This window comes from Pseudomonas sp. R38(2017) (genome assembly GCF_002112395.1).
Lineage (GTDB): Bacteria > Pseudomonadota > Gammaproteobacteria > Pseudomonadales > Pseudomonadaceae > Aquipseudomonas.
The window spans coordinates 228,971-254,558 of the sequence record NZ_NEHN01000006.1; the positions used below are offsets into that span (position 1 = coordinate 228,971).

Sequence of the window (25,588 nt, forward strand, 5' to 3'; positions counted from 1 at the left end):
CCTGAACTTATCGGAAGATTCCTGCTCTCATGCCGGTAGCCATTGGTCGTGGCGGCCTGATAAGCTCGCGGCTTTACTCGATTGCCCTTTCGGCGCATGAACAAGGAAATAGCATGAAACAGCATCGGTTGGCGGCGGCGGTTGCCCTGGTTAGCCTGGTCCTCGCGGGTTGTGATTCGCAGACCAGCGTAGAGCTGAAAACCCCGGCGCAAAAAGCTTCCTACGGTATCGGCCTGAACATGGGCAAGAGCCTTGCTCAGGAAGGCATGGATGATCTGGACTCCAAAGCGGTAGCCCAGGGCATCGAAGATGCCGTCGGCAAGAAAGAACAGAAGCTGAAAGATGAAGAACTGGTCGAAGCTTTCGCCGCGCTTCAGAAGCGTGCCGAAGAGCGTATGGCCAAAATGAGCGAAGAGTCGGCAGCTGCCGGCAAGAAATTCCTCGAAGAAAACGGCAAGAAACCAGGCGTGACCACCACCGCGTCCGGTCTGCAGTACGAAGTGGTCAAGAAAGCCGACGGCCCACAGCCTAAACCTACCGACGTAGTGACCGTTCACTATACTGGCAAGCTGACCAACGGCACCGTATTCGACAGCTCCGTCGAGCGCGGCAGCCCGATCGATCTGCCGGTCAGCGGTGTGATCCCGGGTTGGGTCGAAGGCCTGCAACTGATGCACGTTGGCGAGAAGTACAAGCTGTACATCCCTAGCGATCTGGCTTACGGCGCCCAATCGCCAAGCCCGGCGATCCCGGCCAACTCGGTTCTGGTCTTCGACCTGGAACTGCTGGGCATCAAGGATCCAGCCAAAGAAGACGCTGCTGCTACCAAGTAACAGGCATCGGCACCGGCTTCAACAACAACGCCTCGCCTATGCGGGGCGTTGTTGCATCCGGGCCACGGCCAGCGTAAACAGACCGAACCGATACGCGTCATGACAGTCCTAGACCTTGAGGCCGCCCGCGCTAGACGTCCTGAGCCGCCAAGTCAATGAAATATTGGGGTTTTTTATGTGAGTAAAAAACGCCCGATCTGAGCGCAGCCCTTATGAACCGGGGCTCTCAGCGTGGAAATGCAGCTCTGTTCACAAGGTTATCCACAATTTGTGTGGATAACATTTCAACGGGAGAAATAGATGAAAGCTCCATGGAATTTCGCCCGGTTCCTGCCTTTGGCCGGACGACTCCTGGCCCGTGGCCGCTTGCCGACGCTGTTGTTTGCCGTGGCCAGCAAAGGCGCCGCCCAAGGCAATCGTCTCGGCAAGCTGAAGGATGATCTGCGATTGCTCCAGGCGCTGTGCCTGGCGTACTGGCGTGGCGAGTATCGCGCGATCAGTCCAAAGGCAATGATTTCGGTCGTTGCGGGCCTGATGTACTTCCTCAGTCCGGTGGATGCGATCCCGGATTTCATTCCCGTTTTTGGCATGCTCGATGACATCGCCGTCCTTGCCTGGGTGATGAAAACCCTCGACGACGAACTCAACGCATTCCGCTTGTGGCGTCAGCGACAATCGCCAGAAAAGCTCAGGGTTGTCGAGCGCCTGCCCGATACCCCCGAGCAACTTCAGCTTCAGGGCCCGAAAAAGTCCTGAATTGCGACAGCCTCTTATTCAGATAGATACCCCCCACGACCTTGGCCGCTGTTAGGATTACACTTCTAGGGAAAAGTGCCGACTCGCTAAGTGTTGTTGTCCTACGGGGTAGTCATGGATATTCAGATAATTGCACGCGATGGCGAGCCCGAGTATGCGGTTCTGCCATGGGCTCAGTATCAGGCTCTACTGAAAGCAGCAGGCATCAATGAAGCACCGTCGCAACCGGCTCCAGCGCCGCTTGCGGCCACACCGGACCCGATTCTTCCAGGTCTGGATCAGTTACGCAGTTTGCGCGAAGGGAAGGGCATCGCCATCGAGGCGCTCGCCCGCACGGTAGGCATCAGCCCGTCTTACCTGGCCATGATCGAAAGCGGTGAGCGTCTGCCCGACGCTGCGATTCGCCGCAGCCTGGCCTGGGAGTTGACGGTGCCAGGGTGGAGGGAACAATCGTGAGCGTACGCATCAGTCGTCAACATTGGGACGGATTGCTGGGGGAGCTGGACCAGGCGCGCAGGCAGCGCCATCTTCTGACCTATCGAGCCTTGCTCGAGCGTCTGCAACTGCCCACGCCGGCAATGCAGACATTGACCGCTGCACTGGAGCATCTCGCTGCGCTGGACGCAAAAGCCGAACAACCGTTGCGCAGTTCGCTGGTGATCAGCCAGGGCGCCAGTCGCCTGCCACGCACCGGTTTCTTTGAATGTGTCGAGCGACTGGGGCGCTTTTCCGGGCCGTCCGATGGTGTTGCCGCCGCCTCTTGGCATGCCTCTGAAGTGGTCCGGGTCTTTGAGTACGAGTACCCGGAATCGGCGGAGGCCTGAGTGTTTTTACGACTCAAGGCGCGGGCAAGTTACTGGCTGGCCCGTAGGCTGTTTCACTGGTCGTGGTTTGTCCGTCAGCCCCGAGGCTGGCGCTGGCTCGAAGGGCAGTTTGCGCGTATGGCCAACTTGGGCGATGTCGGCGCGCAAAGCTTTTACGGGCACATCCTGACGTTTCGCGGGGTGGGCCTGGGCGCGCGTGAAGAAGGTGTGCGACTGCTGAGACTGGCGGCTTTGGCCGGTGATGGCAAAGCGGCTTATCAGGTCGGTGTCATCAGTCTGGCTGGTACGCCCAGTAAAGCGCCCGATCCTTCCGAAGCGGCTCGCTGGTGGACCATGGCGGCCAAGGCTGGACATCCGTTGGCCGAGCTCAAGTTGAAAGAGCTGGCCGGCCGGGATTCTTCTCGGTAAACAAATCATCTGTTCCGTGAACGGGGCGTGAGGGAAACCTCCCGCCCCGTTTCTGCGTCTGCAATTCTATAAAAACAGTTACAGACTTCTCCTACAGCCTCTGCCTACTCGCCTGACTTCTTTTCTGATTGATCCCCCGCAAAGTCCCTCGCCTGATTTTTGCGCGAGGGAACGCACATGTTTGACCCGGTTTTTCGTTTCGCCATGCGCATGGGAATGCGCTGATGGATGCCGTCGTCCGCATCGAGCAAGAACTCGACAGCTTTCCCCGTACCCTTGATCTCTATCGCAAACAGCTGAAGCACTGGCTCAGTCGCTCGGCAGACAGTGTCAGCCATGCGGCTGATTTGCCGTCACTGATGGGGATGGAGCGGATCATCCGTTTCGGCGAACACAGCACGGCGGTCGCCATTGACGACAAGCGTTTCTCTTCGGCCGTCGTGCAATGCACGAAAACCGGGCCGATGGAGATCGAGAGCAAGTTCGAGTCGGTGTACGACATTCCATTGGGCGGCATCGCTGTCGATGTGGTGGCGGTGGATAGCGGCGAGGTCAAGTCCGTCACACTCGATGCTCAGGGCAAGGGCGTGTTCACCGGTCAGGCGGGCAAGTTCTACCGGGTGGTGGTGCACAGTGAGGCCAGCGAGCAGCAGGTCGATGCGCTTTTCGAATCCTACGATGGCCTGACTCAGCAACTGGATAGTTGGCTGCGCAGCGAGTGGCAGGGCTTCAAGCCGCAATGGTCGCAGTCGGTGGCCACAGCAGCCGGCAACGGCATGCTGGCGGGGAGCTGGGCGGCGATCGAGGGAGTGTGGGATAGCATCGGACTGTTGTCGGAAATTCTCCAGGATCCCGGAAAGTTCGCCGAGCGGTTGGGCAGTGGCGCCACGCAGCTGATCGCGCTGGCGGAAACAGCGCCGGAAATGATGGAGAAGCTTCAGTTACTGGTCAGTGACGAAGCGGCGCTGTGTTTGTTGCTGCGGACTGCCAGCCTCTGGCTGGAGATGCTGCCACCCAGTGAAGTTGCCGGGAAAACCGCCGAGGCGGTATCGATGGTGGTGGTGCAGCTGCTGATCGATGTGTTGATCGGCGTTGTGTTGACCTTCGTTGGCGCCGGTGCGGGGATCGCGTATCTGACCTTGCGTCTGGCGGAACGTGGCGCTCAGTTGCTGTCGGCGGTGACGCGCCTGGTGAAGGCGATGTTCGGCATCGTCAGCACCTTCATCGGCTATGTGAACCAGTACAAATCCGTCGCCGCACGGGGCATCGCCGCCGGGGTGAAAAAGGGCCGCATGCAATTGCGCTGGGATGCCCGGCGTAATGCTTCCCTGAAAAAGGATGAGCGACACGACGACACGCCGGATCAGGCGAAAAATCCCAACGGCGACAGTGTCGATTGTGCGCCGCTGACCTGCACCAACGGTTGCCCCGTGTCGATGGTCACCGGCGAAGAGTTGCTGACGCTGACTGACGGCGTGCTCGACGGGCTGTTGCCGTTCGAGTTCAGCCGCTTGTATCGCACCAGTGCCGCCGAGATCGATGTCGGGTTGGGGTTTGGCTGGAGCCATTCGCTGGCGCATCGGCTGGAGGTTGATGGCGACGGTGTGGTCTGGGTTGACCATGAGAACCGGCGCACGCGGTTTCCGTTGCCGAGTGTCGAGCGGCCGGCGATTCACAATAGTCTGTCGCGGGCGGCGATCTTTCTCGGGGATGAGCCGGAGGAGTTGATTGTTGCGCTGGCGGGTGAGGCGGCGCGGTTTTATCACTTTCGGGTTGGGCGTCTGACGGCTGTCAGCGATGCCTATGGCAACCGGCTGCGTATTACGCGGGATCGTCTGGATCGCGTTGAGCGCCTCGACAGCGGGGCCGGGCGTTCGCTGCTGTTGCGCTACGAGCGGGCACATCTGATCGCGGTCGATTATCAGGTTTTTCGGGAGTCTGCCTGGCGTACCGAACAGACGCTGGCCAGCTACCGCTTTGATGCCCGCCATCGGTTGATCGAGGTGACCAACGCCGTCGGCGAGAGCGAGCGTTACGACTACGACGATCAGCACGTCATTCTGCAACGGCAGTTAACGGGTGGCGCGAGCTTCTTCTGGGAGTGGGAGCGCTCCGGCAAGGCGGCGCGGTGCGTGCGGCACTGGGCGTCGTTTTCGCAGATGGATACGCGTTACGTCTGGGATGACGCCGGCAGCGTGACGGTGCAGTACGTCGACGGTCGCGAAGAGGTTTACGTCCACGACGACACCGCGCGGCGGGTGCGTCAGGTTGCCGCCGATGGTGGCGAACAGCTCAAGGCCTACGACACGCAGGGCCGACTGGTCGCCGAGCAGGATGCGCTGGGGGCGATAACCGAGTACCGCTACGACGATGCCGGACGGTTAGTTGCGCTGATTCCGCCGGACGATGCGCCGACGTCCTACGAGTACCGCAATGGCTTCTTGCACAGCCGCTCACGTGGCGATGCGGTGTGGACGTACCGGCGCAATGCGCAGGGTGACGTTACCGAGGCGGTCGATCCCGACGGCCATGTCACCCATTACCACTACGACCCGCAGGGACGGTTGCTGTCAATCCGTTATCCGGACAGTGGTCGGCATGTGTTCGTGTGGAACGACCTTGGGCAACTGGTCGAGGAAAGTCTGCCAGACGGTGGGATTCGGAAGTTTTCCTACGATGCCTTGGGGCGGCGGATTACTGTGCAGGACGAACATGGCGCGATCACCCGTCATGTGTGGGACGCCGTCGGCCGGCTGATCCAGACCACTTCGCCAAATGGCGCCACCCGCGCCTGGTCCTACAGCGCCTATGGCCAGATCACCGCCGAACGTGATGAACAGGGGCGGATCACCCGCTACGAGTATGACGACGACCTGCATCTGGTCAGCCGGCGGATCAATCCTGATGGCACGCGGCTGCAGTATCGCTACGACCATGCGCAGCTGCTGCTGACGGAGATCGAGAACGAGTCCGGCGAAAAGTACCGGCTGGACTACACGCCCACCGGATTGATCCGACAGGAAACCGGTTTTGACGGGCGACGCACCGCGTACGCCTACGACCGCAACGGCCACCTGCTGGAGAAGACCGAGTACGGCGATGACGGCTCGACGCTGGTCACCGCTTACCAACGTGATGCTGCCGGACGCCTGCTGCGCAAGACCCTGCCGGACGGAGTCGAGGTCAGCTATCGCTATGACCGTTTGGGCCGCTTGGTCGGCGTGGATGACGGCCAGAATCACCCGCTGGCCTTCGAATACGACCTGCAGGACCGACTGGTGCGCGAGCATCAGGGCTGGGGCACCTTACGTTACACCTACGATGCTTGCGGCCAGCTCAGCCGGATGCGTCTGCCGGACAACAGCAAGCTCGACTACCACTACGCCAAGGGCGGCACGCTGACCGCGATCGACCTCAACGGCGCCTTGCTCACCCGTCACGTCTACCAGAACGGTCGCGAACAGCAGCGCCAGCAAGGCCTGTTGCTCAGCGAATATGCCTACGACGAACAGGGCCGCTTGTTGTCCCACGCCGTAGGCCATCAACGCAGTGCGCTGTACCGCCGCGACTTTGCCTACAGCGCCAACGGCAACCTCGAACACATCGCCGACACCCGCCACGGCCAGCGCAGCTACCAGTACGACGCCCTCGACCGGCTGATCCGCGTGCGTCACACCCGTGACGATGTGCCGGAAAACTTTGCCCACGACCCGGCCGGCAACCTGTTGCTGCAGGATCGGCCCGGCCCGACCAGCATCAAAGGCAACCGCCTGCTGATGCAGGGCGACCGCCATTATGACTACGACGCCTTCGGCAACCTGATCCGCGAACGCCGCGGCCGCGGCCAACAACTGGTCACCGAATACCGCTACGACAGCCAGCACCGCCTGATCGGCCTCACCCGTCCCGACGGCAAAACCACGAGCTACCAATACGACGCCTTCGGCCGCCGCATCCGCAAAACCGTCGATGGCCAGACCACCGAGTTCTTCTGGCAAGGCGACCATCTGATCGCCGAAAGCAGTCCGACCCAACACCGCAGCTTCATCTACGAACCCGGCACCTTCCGCCCGCTGGCGATGCTGGACGGCCAAGGCCCGAAACGCGCCTGCCCGTTCTACTACCAACTCGACCACCTCGGCACCCCGCAAGAACTGACCGACTACAGCGGCGACATCGTCTGGTCAGCCAAATACAGCGCCTACGGCAAGGTCACCTCGCTGGAGCTGGCGACCGAGGACTACCTCGACCAGCCGCTGCGCTTTCAGGGGCAGTATTTCGACGCGGAAAGCGGACTGCATTACAACCGGCACCGGTATTACGACCCGGACGTGGGACGGTACCTGACGCCGGATCCGGTGAAGTTGGCGGGTGGGGTGAACCAGTACCGGTACGTGCCGAATCCGACGGGGTGGGTGGATCCGTTGGGGTTGACGTCCAACTGTCCGCCACCGAAAAAACCGTGTCGACCAGTGAAACATGGGACAACTGGCTCGGTCGTTAATGAAGGGGAGCCACCACTACCGAAGATGACCGCGCAAGAACGACGGGCGCGGATTGATGAATTGGCGGAGGAGAATGCTTATCGGCGTTTATATGAAATGGAAGATGCAGATAATGGAGAGCATTTTTTGGAAAAGCATGGTGCTCAAACTACATCGGGATCTCAACTTGAAAGGTTGAATTCAGGCAGGAATCCCACCACGGGTGAAATAGAGAGATACATTGGTGGTAGTAAAGATGGGGAACCAAAAATTCCGTCTGCAGCAACACACTTTTTGAGTCATAGGGATCAGTTGAATGCTATCTATAGAGCGCAATTGATTTTTAAGTATACGAACTTGCAAGTTTCCAAGAGGCCTATTGATATGGGTAAGATTGTTGGTGAAGGGTATAAGAAAGGAAGTCTTGAATATGGTAGGCAATCTAAGGCTGTGGTGATTCTTACGCCGCAGCAGCGTGTTAGGACAGCTTATACGGATTTTGACCAATGAATAGGTTATATAAAATTGTAGATATTAAAAATTTGCTTTTTGTTTTTGATATAGAGAATACGACGGATGATGCTAGAGAGAGATTGATAGTTTCGAAAGATGTGAATAATCGATTAGAGCTTGCCGAGCTGTTTGACGATTTGTTGCGTGTTGAGTTTTTTGAATACACAACAAGTGAGCAGGATTTGTTAATCGAGACTGTTAGATACTTCTTAAATGAAGGCGATGATTTTGAGCGGGTTTTTGGAAGGATGACAACCTACTTTGATGATGAGGTCGAAGACAGGAAGCAGTTTATGACCGTGCTTTTAGAATGTCTTTCAAGATATCGTCGTGATGGTTGATGAGCAAGAATGAGGGCTGTTTTTTTGTGACCCATAAAACCCGTTTCTAGGCTTTCTGTCCGAGGTGAAATGATGTTGAAAGACCCATATTTGAGTGAAGAGTTTGAACCGGACTTGATGTGGTTTATAGGCGTTTTCGACGTTTATGATCGTGAGGGAACTCGAGGTGCGGAACTCGATGTATACAATCCTAATGATTCTGCTGATAGAGAGCTTCTTATCAGGAAGTATTGTCTTAATCTGTCATACCTTTCCTGTAGGCATAAGCTAGTTCTAGTTGAAGGTTTGGAATTGCTGCTCTTGGAGCAAGATTATGACTTTCAAGAACTATTCGAGATCGACGAGTGCGAAGCCGCAAGTTGGCCGCGGGGAGAATGGTACTCTCTAGAAGATCCGCGTGGCTTCTTCCAAGATCTTTATAAGCTTGCGAAGGAAGCTTGGGGGGAAGACCTTGCGAAAGCCGCTGGTGAGGATCGGTCCACATGGTAATTATCGAGCTTTTACATCAGCGATGACCTGAAACAAACGCCTCGTGAAAAGGTTGCGCGCTTATGCTGTCGATAACATGCACGCTATACCCCGGAACATTCTTCGCATGATGCTTCGCCTGCGAAGCCATCTCTGCCAACTGACTCGCATCCAGTTGCGCACAAGCTTCAGGGTGCAGATGGACGACCCCAATGGACAATGAAAGCAACGGAAACTCCTGACGAATACCCTGGCGATTCGGCGCAACAAAACACCCAGCCTCAAGGTGTTCAGGGCGGTAGAAGCGTCGGCATTGGCTCTGGAAATCATCAAGCAATTGGTTGAGCCGTTTGCGCCAGTCCTCCGGGCCGAGCACCAACAGAAAATCATCCCCACCAATATGCCCGACGAAATCACGGGACGGGTCTACACGTTCGTTCAGGCACTGCGCCAGACACAACAACACTTCATCCCCCCGACCATACCCATAGATATCGTTAAAGGGCTTGAAGCTATCGATATCGACATAGCAAATAACCGATTCCCGCCCTTGTTGCAGCAACCTTGTCAGGCATTGCTGGATCGGTACGTTGCCGGGTAGTAGAGTCAGTGGGTTGGCATACCGGGCCTGCTGAATTTTCAGCTCGGTGATCAATTTGAGCACATCGATCACCCGCCCCAGTCCTAGGTAGCTGCCGTTGAGTGTAATGATGAAGTCTTCTTCGATGCGCTGCCGGGCGCGGCTGGTGATCAGGCGGCTGACCTGTTGCAGCGACTGGCTCATTTCCACGGCGAGGAAGTCGTCGTTCATCAGACGGCTGATCGGTTTGCGGGCGAAGAGGTCTGTGGCGAACGGCTTGAGCAGCGCGTCGGACAACGAGTGGCGGTGGACAATGCCGCAGGGCTGGCCTTGTTCGTCGAGCACCGCCAGCGAGTTGAGGTTGGCCTGGCGGCGGAAGGCTTCGAGTACGGTGGCGGTCGGTGTGTCGCGATTCACGGCTGGTTGGTCGTTGAGCAAGGCGCTGAGATCGCTGCCTTCGTCATTCAGCGCCACGGCGCTGCTGTCGTGTTTGGGTAGCAGAACGCGGGCATCGCGCGGAGGGTGTTCCTGAGGGCGTCCAAGCAGGTAGCCCTGCACCAGATCGACACCCATTTCGGTCAGCACCGCCAGTTCTCCCGGCAATTCAATGCCCTCGGCAATCACTTGCGCCCGGGAGGCCTTGGCGATTTGCAGGATCGATCCGACGAACTCGCGTTTCAACGCATCCTGGTGAATGCCGTCGATAAAGTGTCGGTCGATCTTCACGTAATCCGGCCGCAGCTCCGACCATAGACGCAGGCTTGAATAACCCGCGCCCAGATCATCGAGGGCAATCGAAAACCCCATCGCCCGATAGTGATGCAGTGCTGTTTGCAGCAACTGGAAATCATCGATCGGCGTCTGTTCGGTGAGTTCGATCACCACCTGGCTTGGCGGAATACCGAAATCCTGCAGCAGTTGCAGGGTTCGCCCCGGCTGGTGCGCCGCTTCGAGCAGGGATTCGGGAGAAACGTTGAGAAACAGCTTGCCCGGCAGTTGTTGTTCATTGAAACGGCGGCAAGCGCTTTGGCGGCAGGCGATTTCCAGTTCGCTCAAACGCCCGGCCTGGCGGGCAACGGCGAACAGGGCGATGGGGGAGTGCAGCGGGCTGTTGGACGGGCCGCGAGTCAGGGCTTCATAACCGAGGATGCGTCGTTCAGAGAGGCAAATGATCGGCTGGAACAGGCTGTGCAAACCGCTTTGAGTCAGGATCGAGCTCAAGGCACTCAGCTGTTCGGTCGTGGTCATGGCAATCTCTGGCGATAAAAAAGGACTGGGAGCGTTCTCGATGAAGAGAACCGCTCCCAGTCCTTTATTGCACGACAGAATGATGACTGTTTGATGACGATCCGGGGATCGTCACCATTAAATTGCCATCACCTTACTTCTTGGCCACCTGATTGCTCAGCTTCAGGTAATCCAGCAGCACGCGCCCGGTCTCGCTCAGGTAGGCGTCGTCTTCCGGTTTGACCTTGTCCGGCTCGGCTGCCGCGAGGGCATCGTCGTCTTCTTTCTTCAGTTCTTTGAGCGGTTCTTCGCCTTTGGCCTTGCGACGGATGTTTTCCATCGCCAGTTGCTTGGCGTCGATGTCGGCGTGCTGGGCACGACGGTCGGCTTCATTGAGGCTGACGGTTTTTTCTTCCAGCAGCTTCTGCGCCAGGGCCAGCTTGTCGCGGATGAACACGAACTCCGCGTCCTTCGCCGAGCGGGCATCATGCTCGGACTTGAGCTGGGCCAGGTACGGCTTGAACGGGTCGACCGCCGGTTTGATCGCCGCGCGGATGGTGTCCCACGGCATGGCTTCCGGCAGGGCGCTCTCGCCGATTTCCTTGGTGTCGATGATCGACGGGTAGTCGATGTCCGGCAGTACGCCCTGATGCTGGGTGCTCTGCCCGGAAACCCGGTAGAACTTGGCCAGGGTCAGTTTCAGTTCGCCATGGTTCAGCGGCTGAATGGTCTGCACGGTGCCTTTGCCGAAGGTCTGGCCGCCGATGATCAGCGCGCGGTGGTAGTCCTGCATGGCACCGGCGAAGATCTCCGAAGCCGAGGCGGACAGGCGGTTGACCAGCAGTGCCATCGGGCCTTTGTAGAACGCGCCCGGGTTTTCATCTTCAAGCACATCGACCCGGCCATCGGCGTTACGCACGAGCACGGTAGGGCCCTTGTCGATGAACAGGCTGGTCAGCTCGGTGGCTTCCTGCAGGGAACCGCCGCCGTTGTTGCGCAGGTCGATGACCACGCCGTCGACTTTCTCTTTCTGCAGTTCGGTCAGCAGTTTCTTGACGTCGCGAGTGGTGCTCTTGTAATCCGGATCACCGGCACGGAACGCCTTGAAGTCCAGGTAGAAGGCCGGAATCTCGATCACGCCGAGCTTGTAGTCCTTGCCGTCCTGTTTGAGGCTCAGGATGGATTTCTTCACGGCCTGGTCTTCGAGCTTCACCGCTTCACGGGTGATCGGCACGATCTTGCTGGTCTGGTCATTCGGCGCATTGCTGGCCGGGATGACTTCCAGACGCACCACGGTGCCTTTCGGACCTCGGATCAGCTTGACCACTTCGTCCAGGCGCCAGCCGACCACGTCGACCATCTCTTTGTTGCCCTGGGCAACGCCGATGATCTTGTCGGCCGGGGCGACCTGCTTGGTCTTGTCGGCAGGACCTGCCGGCACCAGACGCACGACCTTCACTTGATCGTTGTCGCTCTGCAACACGGCGCCGATGCCCTCGAGGGACAGGCTCATGTTGATGTCGAAGTTTTCCGCGTTATCCGGCGACAGATAGTTGGTGTGCGGGTCGTAAGACATGGCGAAGGTGTTGATGTACGCCTGGAAGATGTCTTCGGCACGGGTCTGGTCCAGGCGCGCCAACTGGTTCTTGTAGCGCTTGGTCAGGGTTTCCTGGATCTGCTTCGGCTCTTTGCCGGCGATCTTCTGCCGCAGCACTTCGTCCTTGACGCGTTTGCGCCACAGGTCATCGAGTTCTGCGGTGGATTTGAGCCACGGGGCGTCCTTGCGATCGATCAGCAAGGTTTCCTTCGTGGTGAAGTCCATCTTGTCGACGCCTTTGTTCAACTCGGCAATGGCGAAGTCCAGGCGCGCTTTCACGCGATCCAGATAGCGCTTGTAGATGGTGAAGCCGGCGTTGAGGTCGCCGCTCTTGAGGAAGTCGTCGAACTGGAACTTCCACTTGTCGAATTCGGTAATGTCGCTGGCCATGAAGTAGCTGCGCGACGGATCCAGCAGCTTGATATAGCTGTCGTAGATGATCGCCGAGCGCGCATCGTCGAGCGGCGGCTTGCTGTAGTGATGACGTTTGAGCAACTCGACGACGTTCAGACTGGCGATCACTTCATCGCGATCAGGCTGCAACTTGTCCCAGCTGTTGGCTGCGAATGTGGTGCCCGACACCGGCAAGAGGCCGATACCGATGAAAAGAGCGAGGGCGGTGCTGGGGAGCAAATGCTTCATGCTGATTCGACGCGGGGACAATTGATAACGCATATTAGGCCGTCTTTGAAGTCGCCGGTACCTCTACGCTCTGTACGATAACTGCTGTTCAGCGTTCGTTCAGACCCCAGGGCCGGTCGCATAATGCAAAAAGCCCGGCGCTTCAGCTTCGGGCTCAGTCCAGACTCACTATGGAGGCACTGTGAAGGCATTGCAAGGCGTTGAAGGTCAAGTGGCATGGGTTGATGAGCCGAGTCCTACGTGTGATGTAGGACAAGTTCGCATCCGGGTGGCGGCAGCCGGCCTCAATCGCGCGGACTTATTACAGAAGGCGGGCCTTTATCCACCGCCGCCGGGTGCCAGTCAGGTGCTCGGTCTTGAGTGTTCCGGGGTGATCAGCGAAGTCGGCGCCGGATCGTCCTGGCAGGTTGGTGATCGGGTCTGCGCCTTGCTGGCCGGGGGCGGGATGGCCGAAGAAGTGGTCGTCGACGGACGGCATGTGCTGCCGGTTCCGGAAGGCGTGACGCTGATCGAAGCGGCAGCGTTGCCTGAGGTGTACGCGACCGTCTGGCTGAATATTTTCCAACTCGCTGCGCTCAAACCGGGTGAGAAAGTTCTGCTGCATGCCGGGGCCAGTGGCATCGGTTCAGCTGCCATTCAACTGTGCAAGGCGTTTGGCAATCCTTGCTGGGTCAGCGTCGGGTCGGGCGAGCGTTTGGCCTACTGTGAAGCGCTGGGCGCCCAGGGCGGTGTGGTGCGCACTGACGATCTGGAAAGCCTGCGGGATTTCGGGCCGTTCAATGTGATTCTGGATCCGGTCGGCGGTAATTACTCGGCGCTTAATCTGAAGTTGATGGCTCAGGATGGACGCTGGGTGCTGATCGGCCTGATGGGCGGCCGCGAGGCAAAACTGGATCTGGCCCAAGTATTGGCCAAGCGCGTGCAACTGCTGGGCTCGACCCTGCGCAGCCGCGACGATCAGTTCAAGGCCGATCTGTTCAGCGATCTGAGCCAGCATGTGTGGCCGCTGTTTTCCGAAGGGCGCCTGAAGCCGCAACTGGCCAGGACCTTTGCGATCAAGGATGCCGAAGCGGCGTTCGCCGAGCTGGCGAGCAACACGGTCGCCGGGAAGTTGGTACTGGTGATCGACGACAGCCTGAGCTGATCACTAAAGCTTGTGGGAGCAAGTGTGCTCCCACAAGCCAATCGCTTACTTCCAGAGATGGATCGGCCAGCCAGCTTTCTCGGCCTGCTCGCGCAACATCGGATCCGGATTGACCACATGCGGGTAATCCACTTTCAGCAGCAGCGGCAGGTCATTGCGTGAGTCGGAATAGAAACTCGCGCCCTCAAGGTTTTCCTCTTCGGCATCCAGCCATTCCAGCAGACGAGTGATCTTGCCTTCGCGGTAGGTCAGGGTGCCCACGGTTAGGCCGCTGTACACGCCACTGGCCACTTCCAGTTCGATGCCCAGAACTTCGTCGATACCCAGTCGCTCGGCAATCGGTTTGACCAGGTGCGTACCCGAGGCCGAGATCACCAGAATCCGGTCACCGGCCTTGCGGTGAGCGGCGATGGTTTTGGTCGCATCACTGAAGATGATCGGCTCGATGAAGTCTTCAACCCAGGGGCCGACCAGATACTGCACCTCTTCCGGGGTGCGACCGATCAGCGGTTCGAGGCTGAAGTCCATGTAGTCTTCCATGCGCAACTTGCCGTGGCTGTAGGCGTCCATGAGCTCGTTGTTCTTGCGCATGAACGACTCGGGATCGACCCAGCCCAAGCGCCCCATCTGCTCGCTCCAGAGGGTGGCGCAGTCGCCGTGGATCAGGGTTTCGTCCAGATCAAAAATTGCCAGGGCCATCAGTGCAGTTCTCTCTTCAACGTCAGCAAAGTCATCAGGCTACCTCACACAGGGCCGTCGGATCGATGGAAAGCGCCAGGCGCTGACCGTCGGGATGCAGATCCGCCGCCGAACGGTTGAGCACATCCACCACCAGTTCCACGCCCCGGGCCTCGATGCGGTAGCGGATCACGTTGCCCAGCAGGCTGTGGCTACGAATCTGTGCATCGAGTTCGCCGTTCAGGCTCAGTTCGATGGCCTCCGGGCGAATGGCGATGCGGTGGCTGATCGGTCGCTGCAACAGCTTCGAAGCACTCTCGGCATCCAGCAGGTTGTAGTTGCCGATGAAACCCGCGGCGAACACATCGACCGGTGCGGTGTAGAGGGTTTCGGCGTCGCCGCTTTGTACGATCTTTCCCTGATTCATCAGGAAAATCCGGTCAGACATGGTCAGGGCTTCTTCCTGATCGTGGGTGACGAAAATCGTGGTCAGGCCGAGCTCGCGCTGGATCTGACGGATCTGTTCGCGCAGGTGTTTGCGAATCCGTGCATCGAGGGCCGACAGCGGTTCATCCAGCAACAACAGACGCGGACGGGTGACCAAAGAGCGGGCGAGGGCGACACGCTGGCACTGACCGCCGGAGAGCTGATGCGGATAACGACTGGCGAAGTCGTTGAGCTCAACCAGTTTTAACGCCTCGGTGACACGCTTGTGGCTGTCGTCCGGATTGACCTTCTGCATGCGCAGACCAAAGGCGACGTTCTGCTCCACGGTCATGTTGGGAAACAGCGCATAGCTCTGGAACACCATGCCGATCCCGCGTTTCTGCGGGGTGAGCGGCACGATGTCGACGCCATCGAGCAGGATTTTGCCGCCATCCACTGGCGTCAGGCCGGCGATGCAGCGCAGCAGGGTGGATTTGCCGCAACCGGACGGGCCGAGCAGGGTGACAAATTCACCCTTCTGGATCTCGCAGTTGATGTCGCTGAACACCGTGGTGCCCGCATAGTTTTTCTGAAGATGTTGGACGCTGACATAGCTCATTCGCTTTTGTCCTTGTTCAAGATGTTGGCGACCCAGGTCAGGACCAGCACGAAAAAGAAGTAGGAGATCACCAGCGCACTGGTGAAGTGGCCGCTGCTGTTGCGCATGTTGTTGAGGTAGACCTGCAGGGTTTCGTAGCGGGTGCCGACCAGGATGTTGGCGAACACGAACTCACCGAACAGGAACGAGAACGACAGCAGCAACGCGACCATCAGGCCTTTGCGCAGATTCGGCAGGACTACCAGAAAAGCTGCCTGAAAAGTGCTGGCGCCGAGCAGTTGGGCGGCGTCCATCAGGTCGCGCAGGTTGATCGCTTGCAGGTTGTTGGTGATCGCCCTGTACATGAACGGCAGCGCTACGGTGAAGTAGCAACCGATCAGGATCCACGGCGTGCCGACCATCGCGAACGGCCCGGAACCATAGAGCTGCAACAGACCCACCGACGACACCACCGGCGGCACCGCAAAGGGCAGCAGGATCAGGATGTTCATCAGCGCATCGAGTTTGGGGAAGTGGTAATGCACCACGAACAGCAGCGGCAGGATCAGCACCACCGAGAGGATCAGCGCGCCGACGCACACCAGCAACGATTGGCCGAAGGCGTGCAGGAAGCGCGGGTCGCTCCACAACTGGATGTACCACTTGAAGGTGAAGCCGCTGGGCAGCACGGTGGCCGACCAGCTGCTGGCGATCGAATAGATCAGAGTGCCAAGCAGCGGCAGCAGCAGAATGGCGAACAGCAGGTAGACCACGACGCGGTGGTAGACGCCGGCCGGGCCGGATTCAGCGCGAGACATGGTAGCTCCTCTTCAACAGCAGTTGATGCACGACGGTCACCAGGGTCATCAGCGCCACCAGTACCACGGCCAGGGCGCTGGCCAGGTTCGGATCGAGGGAAATGTCACCGGACACCATCGCCGCAATGCGGATCGGCAGCACGTTGAAGTTGCCGGTAGTCAACGCGTAGACCGTGGCATAGGCGCCAAGGGCGTTGGCCAGCAGGATCACGAAGGTGCCGAGCAGGGCCGGGGTCAACACTGGCAGGCCGATATGGCGCCAGAACTGCCAACCGTCAGCACCCAGCAGCGCCGCAGATTCGCGCCAGTCTTCGCGCAAAGCATCGAACGCCGGGTACAACAGCAGGACTCCAAGGGGAATCTGGAAGTACGTGTAGAGGATGATCAGCCCGGTTTTCGAATAAAGGTTGAAGTCCTCGATGATTCCGGCCTGCTTCAACATGATCGTGATGCTGCCGTTGAAGCCGAGCAGGATGATGAACGCAAACGCCAGCGGCACGCCGGCGAAGTTGCTGGTCATGTTGGCGAAGGCGTTGACGAAGTTGCGCAGTTTCGAATCGACCCGACGCAGGGAGTACGCACCCAGCACCGCGATGATGATCCCGAACACACTCGACCAGAAACTGATTTCGAGGCTGTACTGGATCGCCTGCAGATAGAACTTCGAGCTGAAGATCCTGCTGAAGTTGGCGAAGCCCCAACCGAATTCTTCCGATTGCAGGCTGTTGATCATCACCCAGATCAGCGGGGCGATTTCGAACACGATAAAGAACAGCGCGAAAGGCACCAGGCACAGGGCGGCCAGCCATTTGCCGCGAGTCATTGAGTTCACTTGAGCAACTCCCGGCACACAGGTTTGTCGTGGGGTACGCCGAGCAGTTCGCAGACGGTGCCGCAGATGTCGGTCTGCTTCGGCATGGCGCCGGCGTTCAGGCTGAAGGCGTCACCGAGTACGAACAACGGCACCTGGCGTTCTTCCGGCAGCAGGCCGTTGTGCGAGCGGTCGTTGTTCATGCCGTGGTCGGCAGTCACCAGCACTTGATAACCGGCGTCGAGCCAGCCTTGCAGGTAGTCGGCGAGGATGATGTCGGCGCTGCGCGCGCTGTTGCGGTATTGCGGGGTGTCGAGGCCGTGCTTGTGGCCGGCGTCATCGATGTTCATCGGATGGATCAGCAGAAAGTCCGGGGCGTGGCGCAGGCGCAGGTTTTCCGCGTCGGCGAACAGGTGCGAGTCCGGATAGTGATCGTTCCAGTAGAAGTGGCCGTGCTGGATCGGCAGTGTCGGGTCATCGGTATGCCGATCTCGTGCATCCACGAAGGGCGAGCGGTTATAGAGCTCGCTGACCCAGTGGTACGCCGCAGCGGCGGTTTTCAGACCGGCATCACGTGCGTAGTGATAGATGCTGCGCTGGTTGGACAGGCGCGAGACGTTGTTGTGGACGATGCCGCTGTCGATCGGTGGCACGCCCGTGAGGATGCATTCGTAAAGCGGTCGGGACAGGGCCGGCAGCTCGCACTCCAACTGGTAGAGTGCGGCGCGTCCTGCGCCAACGTAAGCCTGCAGATGCCCCATGGCGTGACGCGCGACCTCGTAATTGAGGCCGTCGAGCACGACAAGGATGACGGTGTGCTTCATAGGGGCAAAAACTCCGCGAACAGATCAGATTTTGACTTCAACGCAGATTCCCCTATGGGAGCGAACTCGCTCCCATAGGGGATCTTCAGTAACCCCGAAAACGGGATCTATAGCATCACTTCATTTCTACGATGACTTCTTCGTTCCACTTTTGCGGCAGGGCCTTGGAGGTTTTTTCCCACGCATCGGCGTCCTTGATCGGCGTGACCTTCTTGTACTGCTCGTTCGGCAGCAGTTTGGCTTTCACGTCTTCCGGCAGTTGCAGATGCTCGGCGCGGATCGGACGGGCATTGCCGCGGGCGAGGTTGGTCTGGCCAGCGTCGCTGAAGATGTATTCGCGGGTCAGCTTGGCGGCGTTCGGGTTCTTCGCGTATTTGTTGATGATGGTGGTGTAGCCGGAAATCACCGAGCCGTCGGACGGGATCAGCACCACGTAGTCATCCGGGTTGGCCATCTTGGCCTTGTAGCTCAGGCCGTTGAAGTCCCAGACCACGCCGACTTCGATCTCGCCTTTTTCCATGGTGGCGATGGTCGGGTTGGCCATCGACAGGCGACCCTGCTTGGCGATGTCTGCGAACAGCAGCAGGGCAGGCTGGAGGTTTTTCTCGTCGCCGCCGTTGGCCAGCGCAGCGGCGAGCACACCGTTGGCAGCTTGTGCAGCGGTGCTCACGTCACCGATGGAGACCTTGTATTTGCCGCCCTTGAGGTCAGCCCATTTGGTCGGAACTTCGGAGCCGTGCAGCAGCTTCTTGTTGACGATGAAAGCGATGGTGCCGGTGTAGGCCAGTGCCCAGTTACCGTCCTTGTCCTTGGCCCAGGCCGGAACCTGATCCCAGGTGGTTGGCTTGTACGGTTGCACCACGCCTTGCTTGACCGCGATCGGGCCGAAAGCCGCGCCAACGTCGCCGATGTCGGCGGTGGCGTTGTCTTTCTCGGCGGCGAACTTGGCGATTTCCTGGGCCGAGCTCATGTCGGTGTCAATGTGTTTCAGGCCGTAGGTCTTGGCCAGGTCTTCCCAGGTGCCTTTCCAGTTGGCCCAGTCATCGGGCATGCCGACGCTGTTGACGGCGCCTTCCGCTTTCGCAGCGGCTTCGAGGGTTTTCAGATCATCAGCCGCCATGGCGGCTGTGCACATGGCAATGGTCGAGCCTAACAGTGTTGCCAGGAAAAGCTGTTTCATTCCGAAGCTCCTTGGTCGTGTTCAACGCTGCGATTGCGGTTTGTGTTGGTCTAGGTCAGCAATACCTGAGCCAATGTAGGGGGGCTGGATGACACTTTGATGTCGGCGGATACCCGGCCCGCCATTTATTTCTCCGGTATCGACGGCTGCCCGGTAAGCGTAGACCACCCTCAAAGTCCCGGTTGGCAAGGGACTTGGCCGATGTATTGCAAGTTGTCAGGGCGACCGTTCGGTAGTTTTGTCATCTCTCGGTCATCTGCACTGCCTAGGCTTGCAGCACGACCGAACGGCGCAATAGTCGTGCGGTTTTGCCCCGAAACAGTGCTGGTCTAGTCCAGATAGGTAACGTTGATGCGCGATGAGGCAACAAAAGCGGTGACAGCCATTGGGCAGATCCTTCAGGAGCAGCTCGACCATGGCTTGCTCGCGGCGGGCAGCAAGCTGCCGGCCGAGCGCAAGCTCAGCGAGTTGTTCGGCACGACCCGGATCACTGTGCGTGAAGCCTTGTTGCAACTGGAGGCGCAAGGGCAGATCTATCGTGAGGAGCGGCGGGGCTGGTTCGTATCGCCACCGCGTCTGGCCTACAACCTGATGCAACGTAGTCACTTTCACGCGATGGTCAGTGCGCAAGGGCGGGTGCCGTCGACCGAGGTGATTTCGGCGCGGTTGCAACCGGCGTCAGCGGCGGTGTGTGCGTGGTTGCAGTTGCCGGCGTTGTCGAGCGTGATTCAGATCTGCCGGTCGCGGCGGATCGACGGGCGGCTGGTGTTGTATGTGGAGCATTATCTGAATCCGCAGTTTTTTCCGGGGATTCTGGAGTTTGATCTGAATCAGTCGATTACCGAGTTGTATGCGCGGCATTACGATTTGCACTATGGGCGGGTGCGGTTCGAGATTGTGCCTACGTCGTTGTCGGTGGATGCGGCAGCGGCTTTACGGGTTTCGGTGGGGAGTCCGGGGTTGAGGATTGCTCGGGTCAATTATGATCAGTCGGGGCGGTTGATTGATTGTGATCTGGAGTTTTGGCGGCATGATGCGATTCACGTCGGTGTGGATGTTGTTTGATCGTTTGGGGTGAATATCCGTTGCTTCGGGTGTTGCGGCTGGCGGTTTCGCCCTTACGGCGAGTCACTTTGGCAAACGCCCCAAAGTAACCAAAACGCTGGGCCCCGGCGTTCGGCACCTCGCCTAGGCTCGGTGTCCCTTCGTTACGTGATTCATCCGGGGGCATCGCCTACGGTTTGCTTCGCTGCACCTCCTCTCGATGCATGCGGCTTCGCCGCACGGTCGCTGCGCTCCCACCCCCGGATAAATCCCTCCACTCAGCCTTCCGATGGGGCCGGCACGTCAAAAGCTTTACTCGAGCTAACGCTCATCGTTTTGAGTGGTGGGAGTTGGCTTGCCAGCGAAGAGGGCTTTGACGGTGGCCCTATTCTTGAGTCTGGCCACCACCACCCGCTGTGATCACTTGCACATTCATCCTCGGCGTCGCCAAATCCAGCCCGGCCTCATCCAGATGCCTTTTCAACGACAAATTGAACGCCCGTGAAACTTCCCACTGTTTGATCGGTGCGGTCTTGAACCGGGCGCGCAATATCGCATTACCCGATTCAAAACTTTCCACCCCCTGAATCTCCAATGGCGACCAGATGTTGCGCCGCTGCAGCGGATCTGTGCGCATTTTCTGGCCGACGTCGCGCATCAGTTTGATGGCTTCGTCGATGCTCATGTTGAACGGCACGGCCACGCGGAAGATCGCGTAGCCGAATTCGCGGGAGTAGTTTTTGATGCTTTTGATTTCGCTGAACGGGATGGTGTGGACGATGCCGTCAATGTCCCGCAGGCGAACGGTGCGGATGGTCAGGCCTTCGACGGTGCCCAGGTGTCCGCCGACGTCGACGTAGTCGTCGATGGCCAGGGAATCTTCGATGATGATGAACAGGCCGGTGATCAGGTCGGCCACCAGCGATTGTGCGCCAAAGCCGATCGCCAGGCCGATCACGCCGGCACCGGCCAGCAGCGGCGTGACGTTCATACCCATGTTCGCCAGAGCGACGATCAGCGCAATGATGAAAATCGCCACGAACAGCACGTTGCGGATCAGCGGCATCATGGTTTGTGCGCGGGCGTTGGCCACGCCCTTGCGGGAACGGGTGAGGGCGTGGTGGACGGCGGTGTCGCTGAGGATCCAGATCAGCCACGCGAAGATCAGCGTGCCGATCAGGCTGAACAGTTTGACGCTGACGTCGTGGCCTTCGCCTTCGGTGAAGCCGATCAGCGACATGCCCCAGACCCGCAGGCCGAGTTCGATGAAGGCCAGCCACACCAGCAAATGCACAAGGGTGTAGAAGAAGCTTTTCAGGCGTTCGGAATACAACGCGTGGCGTTTCGGTCCGCGTTGCGGTTTGAGGGCGTGGCGGCGCACGAGGCCGTTGATCACCATGCACAACACCAGCAGCACGGTGCAGATCAGCGACTGGCGCAAGGCCGTGCTGGTGTCGCCGGCGGAGACGAAGGTGGCGAACAGGGAAATCCCGACCAGCACAAGCGCGGGGACGAACCAGAAGGTGCCGAGGATTTCGATGGTGTCGCTGAGGGCGCGGCGGGTCAGGCGGCGGGAGAGTGGCTGGTTGCGGATCAGGTGCGCGATGGGGCGGCGGAAGCGCAGGATGAACAGGCCGGTCGACAGGGCCGCGAGGACGTTGGCGACGGTGGCGGCGGTGTGTGCCAGGTGTACGCCGAGGCCGGATACCAGTCGTGGGTCGTTCAGGGCTTCGCCGAACGCGGCGAAGCTGCCGATCAGCCACAGAGGGCGAAAGGCCTGATGGCGCAGGATGTACAACGCGCGATGGCGGTGCGGGCCGTCGAGTACGGAGAAGGCAATCACGCAGATCGCCGAGAAACAGGTGCCGACTACCAACGCGTAAGCCAGGACCATTGCCAGGCTTTTGCCCAGCGACGACGGCAGCGCGTAGCTCATGTAAACCGTGATGGCCAGGGCAATCATCCATGGTCCGAGCTTGCGCAGGGCGAAGCGCAGCATGTCGAGAGCCCGGGGGTTTTGCGGGAGCTCTTCGGTCAGGCCGAAGCGCATGCGAACCCGATGGCCGAGCCAGATCAGCGCGGCGGCCAGCAGGCTCCAGACCGCGAGGATCACGGCGAAAGCGAAGATGATCGGCAGCCATTCACTGGCCGGCAGCATCAGGTCGGACAGCTCGTCCTTGGCCAGATCGAATTCGGCGGACCAGCGATTGAGCGGGCTGTCGCTGCCGGTGAACTGCTTTTCGAAATTGGCCAGGGTGCCGCCGATCAGGCCCAGCACGCCTTCTTCCGGGGTGGCCTGGGCTTTTTTCGTGGCGTCGCGCAGTTTTTTCAGGTCGCTCAGCAACTGGGCGCGTTGCTTGTCGTTTTCCAGCGACTTGATGACTTCGTCGAGGGACTGGCCGAGCGGTTCCTGAGCCTCCGGTTGCGCCTTGTTCGAGCCATTGAGCAGACCGGGCAGACTCACCGCGTGGGCAGACGCCGATGGCAGCAGCGTCATCAGGCAGACAAGGAAGAGACAGGGCAGGGCAAAGAAACGAGCGAACACTAGGCGGTCAACCTCGCAAGGGGTGGATCGGGCGAGTGTACGAGCCCGCCTGAATCAATGCGAGCCGGGCGCGGATTTATTCGTTGAGTTTGGCGAGGATCTTGTAGACCACGGTGGCCAGGATCAACAGCATGCCGATCCACATGGCGAACACTCCGGCGTTCTTGTCGCGGAAGTTGAAGCCGAACGCCAGCAGAATCATTCCGGACAGTATCGGAATGAGCATGGAGTGGAACGCAGACATCGAGATCATGGCGACAGCCTTGTCGAAGGGGATGATTTAAGTCTAGGTGGAATTTTACCGACCGGTGGTGATGTGTATCACAGTCACTGCGCAGTCGCCGTGGCGAGGGAGCAAGCGCCCTCGCCACAGGATCGGTTACGGCAATTCGCGGCTGGCGTAGAACGCGCTCAACACTTTGACCAGGTGGGCCAGGTCATGGCTGCCGCACAGTTCGCGGATCGAGTGCATGGCGAACGTCGGCAGGCCGATGTCGACGGTGCGCACGCCCAGGTGGCTGGCGGTGATCGGGCCGATGGTCGAACCGCAGCCCATGTCACTGCGCACCACGAAGCTTTGCACCGGGACTTCTTCGGCCATGCACAGATGACGGAAGAAGCCGGCGGTTTCGCTGTTGGTGGCGTAGCGCTGGTTGCTGTTGACCTTGATCACCGGGCCGGCGTTGAGTTTCGGGCCGTGGTTGGCGTCGTGCTTTTCGGCGTAGTTCGGGTGCACGCCGTGGGCGTTGTCGGCCGAGACCAGCAGGGATTTCTGGATGGTGCGGACGAATTCGTCGCCTTCCGGCAGCAGGCGACGCAGGGTCTGTTCCAGCATCGGGCCGTCGGCGCCGCAGGCCGAGCAAGAGCCGACTTCTTCGTGGTCGTTGCAAACCAGCACGCAGGTTTCTTCGGTATCGGCGGTCAGCAGGGCTTGCAGGCCGGCGTAGCACGACAGCAGATTGTCCAGGCGGGCGCCGGCGATGAAGTCACCGTTCAGGCCGATGACGGCGGCGCTCTGGGTGTCGTAGAAACTCAGCTCGTAATCGAGCACCACGTCGGCATTGAGGCCGTGTTCGCGGGCCAGTTGATCGGTCAGCACCGCGCGGAAATCCACGCGTTCGTCACCGGCGAACTGCGCGAGAATCGGCGGCAGTTCGGTCTGGGCATTGATCGCCCAGCCCTGATTGGCTTCGCGATTGAGGTGGATTGCCAGGTTGGGAATGATCGCGATCGGGGCCTTGAAGTCGATCAACTGGCTCTCGACCTTGCCGTCGCGACGGAAGGTGACGCGACCGGCCAGCGACAGATCGCGGTCGAACCACGGCGCCAGCAGCGCGCCGCCGTAGACTTCGACGCCCAGCTGCCAGAAACCCTGGCGCTGCAATTCAGGTTGCGGCTTGACTCGCAGGCACGGGCTGTCGGTATGGGCGCCGACCAGGCGGATGCCGTCGTGCAGCGGAGAGTTGCGGCCCATCTTGATCGCGACGATCGAAGAGTCGTTACGGGTGACGTAGTAACGGCCATTGGCTTCGGTGTGCCAGGTCTCGCGCTCGTCGAGGCGCACATAACCGGCGGCCTCCAGGCGTTGAACAAGGCTGGCGGTGGCGTGGAACGGGGTAGGGGAGGCCTTGAGGAAGTCGATCAGGCCTTGGTTCAACTCTTCGCGCATAAGAAGCTCCAGACAGCAATGGGCGGGAGTTTAACGCATCGGCCTGATGCTTGGGACATGACATGTACCGCTCGCGTCAACGAGCGGCGGCCACGCGTTTTTTCAGGTAGGACATGATGACTTTTTCGTCTTCGGTTTTCTCCGGGCGAGGCAGTTGTTGCGGCCAGCGGTTCTGGTTCAGGAGCTTTTTCTGACGGCTTTCGTCCCAGCGAATAATCTCCCGCGAGGCGCATTCCCACCATTCATGGCGACAGGCGCTGTAGTACGGATGATCCGGCGCGGCGCTGCCGTACAGCAGATCACGACCGACCTTGCGCAGGGTGCCTTTCTGGTTGCGCAGCTTCCATTTGATTTTCAGGCGCTGCCAGGCGGACGGGAACGGTTTGACTCTTGGTACGTCCTTGCACAGATCCACCAGGCGCTGGCTGAACTGCTCGCCGTGCTTGGCGAAGAAAAATGCCTGCATCGCATGGAAGAAACGCTTTTCCGCGAAGTAGTGATAGATGTACTTGCGCGCCTCGACCACCGGCCGCTTGCGCAGGGCGAACGACAGAGCGATCTGTTCGATGGTATGGATCTCGAAACCGTCGGCCGTCCATTCGTCGATCAGACGGATCGACTCTTCGAACAATTCCCCGTCGCTGTCGGTTACGCCGCACAGCCCACTGTTGTAGAGCTTGAAGCCGTTGTCCGGGGTTACACCGTGGGCGCTGAGGTCGCGACCGAGCTTCAGATAGTCGTCGCGCTCGAAGACATCTTTCCAGTCGTATTCGAAACGGTCCATCACCGATTGTTCGGTAGTGATCTCCCGGAACAGGCGGTTCGGGTCACTGGTGAACAGGGTGTCGGTGTCGACGAACAAGGTCTTTTCGGCCAATGGCAAACCGGCGGCAATCGCACAGGCCTTGCGCCGGTGGTGATAGCCGTTATCGCCCTGCCAGCGAGTCAGTGTCGGTTCGTCGAGCAGCACGGTATCGACAGGCCAGCCTTCGTAGTTCTGTGGTCGGTCAGTCAGAATCCTGATCGCCGGGCGTTTGCCGGTCTTGGCTTGGGACAGGGCCGTCAGGATGCTGAACTTGGCTTCGCGCCGGTAAACATCCTGGTTGCCGTAAATCAGGTAGAGCAGTTGGTGACGCGTCTTCTTGACAGGTGTTGCCAGGGAATCAGTACAACTCATC

At 59.4% G+C, this 25,588-nt stretch carries 22 protein-coding genes; 10 read left to right on the forward strand and 12 right to left on the reverse strand.

The genetic code is table 11. The annotated features are described in order from the left end of the window. Window positions 1–113: 113 nt before the first annotated feature. The 8 genes from CAF87_RS17135 to CAF87_RS17170 all read left to right on the forward strand — a co-directional run bounded on the left by CAF87_RS17135 (window position 114) and on the right by CAF87_RS17170 (window position 8,648). Window positions 114–833: an FKBP-type peptidyl-prolyl cis-trans isomerase gene (locus CAF87_RS17135; protein WP_085732320.1), complete on the forward strand. Its 720-nt coding sequence runs from the start codon at window positions 114–116 to the stop codon at window positions 831–833. A gap of 300 nt (window positions 834–1,133) precedes the next feature. Continuing rightward, the gene (locus tag CAF87_RS17140; RefSeq protein ID WP_085732321.1) at window positions 1,134–1,589 is read left to right on the forward strand and encodes a YkvA family protein; all 456 of its coding nucleotides are present in this window, start codon (window positions 1,134–1,136) and stop codon (window positions 1,587–1,589) included. 114 nt (window positions 1,590–1,703) lie between these two features. After that, window positions 1,704–2,045: a helix-turn-helix transcriptional regulator gene (locus CAF87_RS17145; protein ID WP_007950435.1), complete on the forward strand. Its 342-nt coding sequence runs from the start codon at window positions 1,704–1,706 to the stop codon at window positions 2,043–2,045. Then, on the forward strand, window positions 2,042–2,413 hold the full coding sequence (locus tag CAF87_RS17150; protein ID WP_003223109.1) for a hypothetical protein: 372 nt from the start codon (window positions 2,042–2,044) through the stop codon (window positions 2,411–2,413). The genes CAF87_RS17145 and CAF87_RS17150 overlap by 4 nt, the downstream gene beginning before the upstream one ends. Next, the gene (locus CAF87_RS17155; protein WP_085732322.1) at window positions 2,414–2,821 is read left to right on the forward strand and encodes an SEL1-like repeat protein; all 408 of its coding nucleotides are present in this window, start codon (window positions 2,414–2,416) and stop codon (window positions 2,819–2,821) included. 224 nt (window positions 2,822–3,045) lie between these two features. Next, window positions 3,046–7,815: an RHS repeat-associated core domain-containing protein gene (locus tag CAF87_RS17160; protein WP_085732323.1), complete on the forward strand. Its 4,770-nt coding sequence runs from the start codon at window positions 3,046–3,048 to the stop codon at window positions 7,813–7,815. After that, window positions 7,812–8,159 carry a hypothetical protein gene (locus CAF87_RS17165; protein WP_085732324.1) on the forward strand — a complete coding sequence of 116 codons (348 nt, stop codon included), beginning with the start codon at window positions 7,812–7,814 and terminating at the stop codon, window positions 8,157–8,159. The genes CAF87_RS17160 and CAF87_RS17165 overlap by 4 nt, the downstream gene beginning before the upstream one ends. Before the next feature lie 72 nt (window positions 8,160–8,231). Continuing rightward, entirely contained in the window at window positions 8,232–8,648 is a 417-nt protein-coding gene (locus CAF87_RS17170) for a hypothetical protein (protein WP_349016896.1), read from the forward strand. Window positions 8,649–8,664: 16 nt separating this feature from the next. Here the strand turns inward: CAF87_RS17170 and CAF87_RS17175 are convergent, their stop codons facing one another. Then, complete coding sequence (locus tag CAF87_RS17175; protein WP_085732326.1) at window positions 8,665–10,455, reverse strand: bifunctional diguanylate cyclase/phosphodiesterase; 1,791 nt, start codon at window positions 10,453–10,455, stop codon at window positions 8,665–8,667. 133 nt (window positions 10,456–10,588) lie between these two features. After that, complete coding sequence (locus CAF87_RS17180; protein ID WP_170929630.1) at window positions 10,589–12,673, reverse strand: carboxy terminal-processing peptidase; 2,085 nt, start codon at window positions 12,671–12,673, stop codon at window positions 10,589–10,591. A gap of 181 nt (window positions 12,674–12,854) precedes the next feature. On the opposite strand from CAF87_RS17180, the gene CAF87_RS17185 reads away from it, so the two are divergent. Then, window positions 12,855–13,817, forward strand: coding sequence for a zinc-binding dehydrogenase (locus CAF87_RS17185; RefSeq protein WP_085732328.1), 963 nt, complete (start codon window positions 12,855–12,857; stop codon window positions 13,815–13,817). A gap of 45 nt (window positions 13,818–13,862) precedes the next feature. Here CAF87_RS17185 and CAF87_RS17190 read toward each other — a convergent pair whose 3' ends face one another. The 6 genes from CAF87_RS17190 to CAF87_RS17215 all read right to left on the reverse strand — a co-directional run bounded on the left by CAF87_RS17190 (window position 13,863) and on the right by CAF87_RS17215 (window position 19,152). Continuing rightward, entirely contained in the window at window positions 13,863–14,516 is a 654-nt protein-coding gene (locus CAF87_RS17190) for an HAD family phosphatase (RefSeq protein ID WP_085732329.1), read from the reverse strand. Window positions 14,517–14,550: 34 nt separating this feature from the next. Then, entirely contained in the window at window positions 14,551–15,540 is a 990-nt protein-coding gene (locus CAF87_RS17195) for an ABC transporter ATP-binding protein (protein WP_085732330.1), read from the reverse strand. Next, window positions 15,537–16,337 (reverse strand): ABC transporter permease, encoded by an 801-nt coding sequence (locus CAF87_RS17200; RefSeq protein WP_065261898.1) that lies wholly within the window; start codon window positions 16,335–16,337, stop codon window positions 15,537–15,539. The genes CAF87_RS17195 and CAF87_RS17200 overlap by 4 nt, the downstream gene beginning before the upstream one ends. Next, a complete protein-coding gene (locus CAF87_RS17205) occupies window positions 16,324–17,160 on the reverse strand; it encodes an ABC transporter permease subunit (RefSeq protein WP_170929633.1) in 837 nt (278 codons plus the stop codon). The genes CAF87_RS17200 and CAF87_RS17205 overlap by 14 nt, the downstream gene beginning before the upstream one ends. Window positions 17,161–17,165: 5 nt before the next feature. Further along, window positions 17,166–17,972, reverse strand: coding sequence for an alkaline phosphatase family protein (locus CAF87_RS17210; protein WP_085732332.1), 807 nt, complete (start codon window positions 17,970–17,972; stop codon window positions 17,166–17,168). A gap of 115 nt (window positions 17,973–18,087) precedes the next feature. Continuing rightward, entirely contained in the window at window positions 18,088–19,152 is a 1,065-nt protein-coding gene (locus tag CAF87_RS17215) for an ABC transporter substrate-binding protein (protein WP_007960206.1), read from the reverse strand. 351 nt (window positions 19,153–19,503) lie between these two features. On the opposite strand from CAF87_RS17215, the gene CAF87_RS17220 reads away from it, so the two are divergent. Continuing rightward, window positions 19,504–20,217, forward strand: coding sequence for a UTRA domain-containing protein (locus tag CAF87_RS17220; RefSeq protein ID WP_085732333.1), 714 nt, complete (start codon window positions 19,504–19,506; stop codon window positions 20,215–20,217). Between the two features lie 364 nt (window positions 20,218–20,581). Here the strand turns inward: CAF87_RS17220 and CAF87_RS17225 are convergent, their stop codons facing one another. From CAF87_RS17225 to CAF87_RS17235, 4 genes are all read right to left on the reverse strand, one after another. Then, complete coding sequence (locus CAF87_RS17225; protein ID WP_085732334.1) at window positions 20,582–22,741, reverse strand: mechanosensitive ion channel family protein; 2,160 nt, start codon at window positions 22,739–22,741, stop codon at window positions 20,582–20,584. A gap of 76 nt (window positions 22,742–22,817) precedes the next feature. Then, window positions 22,818–22,994, reverse strand: a complete 177-nt coding sequence (locus CAF87_RS29320) for a hypothetical protein (protein WP_170929629.1) — start codon at window positions 22,992–22,994, stop codon at window positions 22,818–22,820. Between the two features lie 126 nt (window positions 22,995–23,120). After that, complete coding sequence (locus CAF87_RS17230; RefSeq protein ID WP_085710626.1) at window positions 23,121–24,410, reverse strand: M18 family aminopeptidase; 1,290 nt, start codon at window positions 24,408–24,410, stop codon at window positions 23,121–23,123. 76 nt (window positions 24,411–24,486) lie between these two features. Further along, window positions 24,487–25,587, reverse strand: a complete 1,101-nt coding sequence (locus tag CAF87_RS17235; RefSeq protein WP_085732335.1) for a hypothetical protein — start codon at window positions 25,585–25,587, stop codon at window positions 24,487–24,489. Between the last annotated feature and the right edge of the window lies 1 nt (window position 25,588).

Excerpts from the sequence above, each read along its gene's own strand:
- CAF87_RS17220 (WP_085732333.1), top strand. The coding sequence starts at position 19,504 with ATGCGCGATGAGGCAACAAAAGCGGTGACAGCCATTGGGCAGATCCTT.
- CAF87_RS17195 (WP_085732330.1), bottom strand. The coding sequence starts at position 15,540 with ATGAGCTATGTCAGCGTCCAACATCTTCAGAAAAACTATGCGGGCACC.
- CAF87_RS17215 (WP_007960206.1), bottom strand. The coding sequence starts at position 19,152 with ATGAAACAGCTTTTCCTGGCAACACTGTTAGGCTCGACCATTGCCATG.
- CAF87_RS17145 (WP_007950435.1), top strand. The coding sequence starts at position 1,704 with ATGGATATTCAGATAATTGCACGCGATGGCGAGCCCGAGTATGCGGTT.
- CAF87_RS17210 (WP_085732332.1), bottom strand. The coding sequence starts at position 17,972 with ATGAAGCACACCGTCATCCTTGTCGTGCTCGACGGCCTCAATTACGAG.
- CAF87_RS17165 (WP_085732324.1), top strand. The coding sequence starts at position 7,812 with ATGAATAGGTTATATAAAATTGTAGATATTAAAAATTTGCTTTTTGTT.
- CAF87_RS17180 (WP_170929630.1), bottom strand. The coding sequence starts at position 12,673 with ATGAAGCATTTGCTCCCCAGCACCGCCCTCGCTCTTTTCATCGGTATC.
- CAF87_RS17205 (WP_170929633.1), bottom strand. The coding sequence starts at position 17,160 with ATGACTCGCGGCAAATGGCTGGCCGCCCTGTGCCTGGTGCCTTTCGCG.
- CAF87_RS17160 (WP_085732323.1), top strand. The coding sequence starts at position 3,046 with ATGGATGCCGTCGTCCGCATCGAGCAAGAACTCGACAGCTTTCCCCGT.
- CAF87_RS17190 (WP_085732329.1), bottom strand. The coding sequence starts at position 14,516 with ATGGCCCTGGCAATTTTTGATCTGGACGAAACCCTGATCCACGGCGAC.
- CAF87_RS17135 (WP_085732320.1), top strand. The coding sequence starts at position 114 with ATGAAACAGCATCGGTTGGCGGCGGCGGTTGCCCTGGTTAGCCTGGTC.
- CAF87_RS17140 (WP_085732321.1), top strand. The coding sequence starts at position 1,134 with ATGAAAGCTCCATGGAATTTCGCCCGGTTCCTGCCTTTGGCCGGACGA.
- CAF87_RS17200 (WP_065261898.1), bottom strand. The coding sequence starts at position 16,337 with ATGTCTCGCGCTGAATCCGGCCCGGCCGGCGTCTACCACCGCGTCGTG.
- CAF87_RS17175 (WP_085732326.1), bottom strand. The coding sequence starts at position 10,455 with ATGACCACGACCGAACAGCTGAGTGCCTTGAGCTCGATCCTGACTCAA.
- CAF87_RS29320 (WP_170929629.1), bottom strand. The coding sequence starts at position 22,994 with ATGATCTCGATGTCTGCGTTCCACTCCATGCTCATTCCGATACTGTCC.
- CAF87_RS17230 (WP_085710626.1), bottom strand. The coding sequence starts at position 24,410 with ATGCGCGAAGAGTTGAACCAAGGCCTGATCGACTTCCTCAAGGCCTCC.
- CAF87_RS17235 (WP_085732335.1), bottom strand. The coding sequence starts at position 25,587 with ATGAGTTGTACTGATTCCCTGGCAACACCTGTCAAGAAGACGCGTCAC.
- CAF87_RS17170 (WP_349016896.1), top strand. The coding sequence starts at position 8,232 with ATGTTGAAAGACCCATATTTGAGTGAAGAGTTTGAACCGGACTTGATG.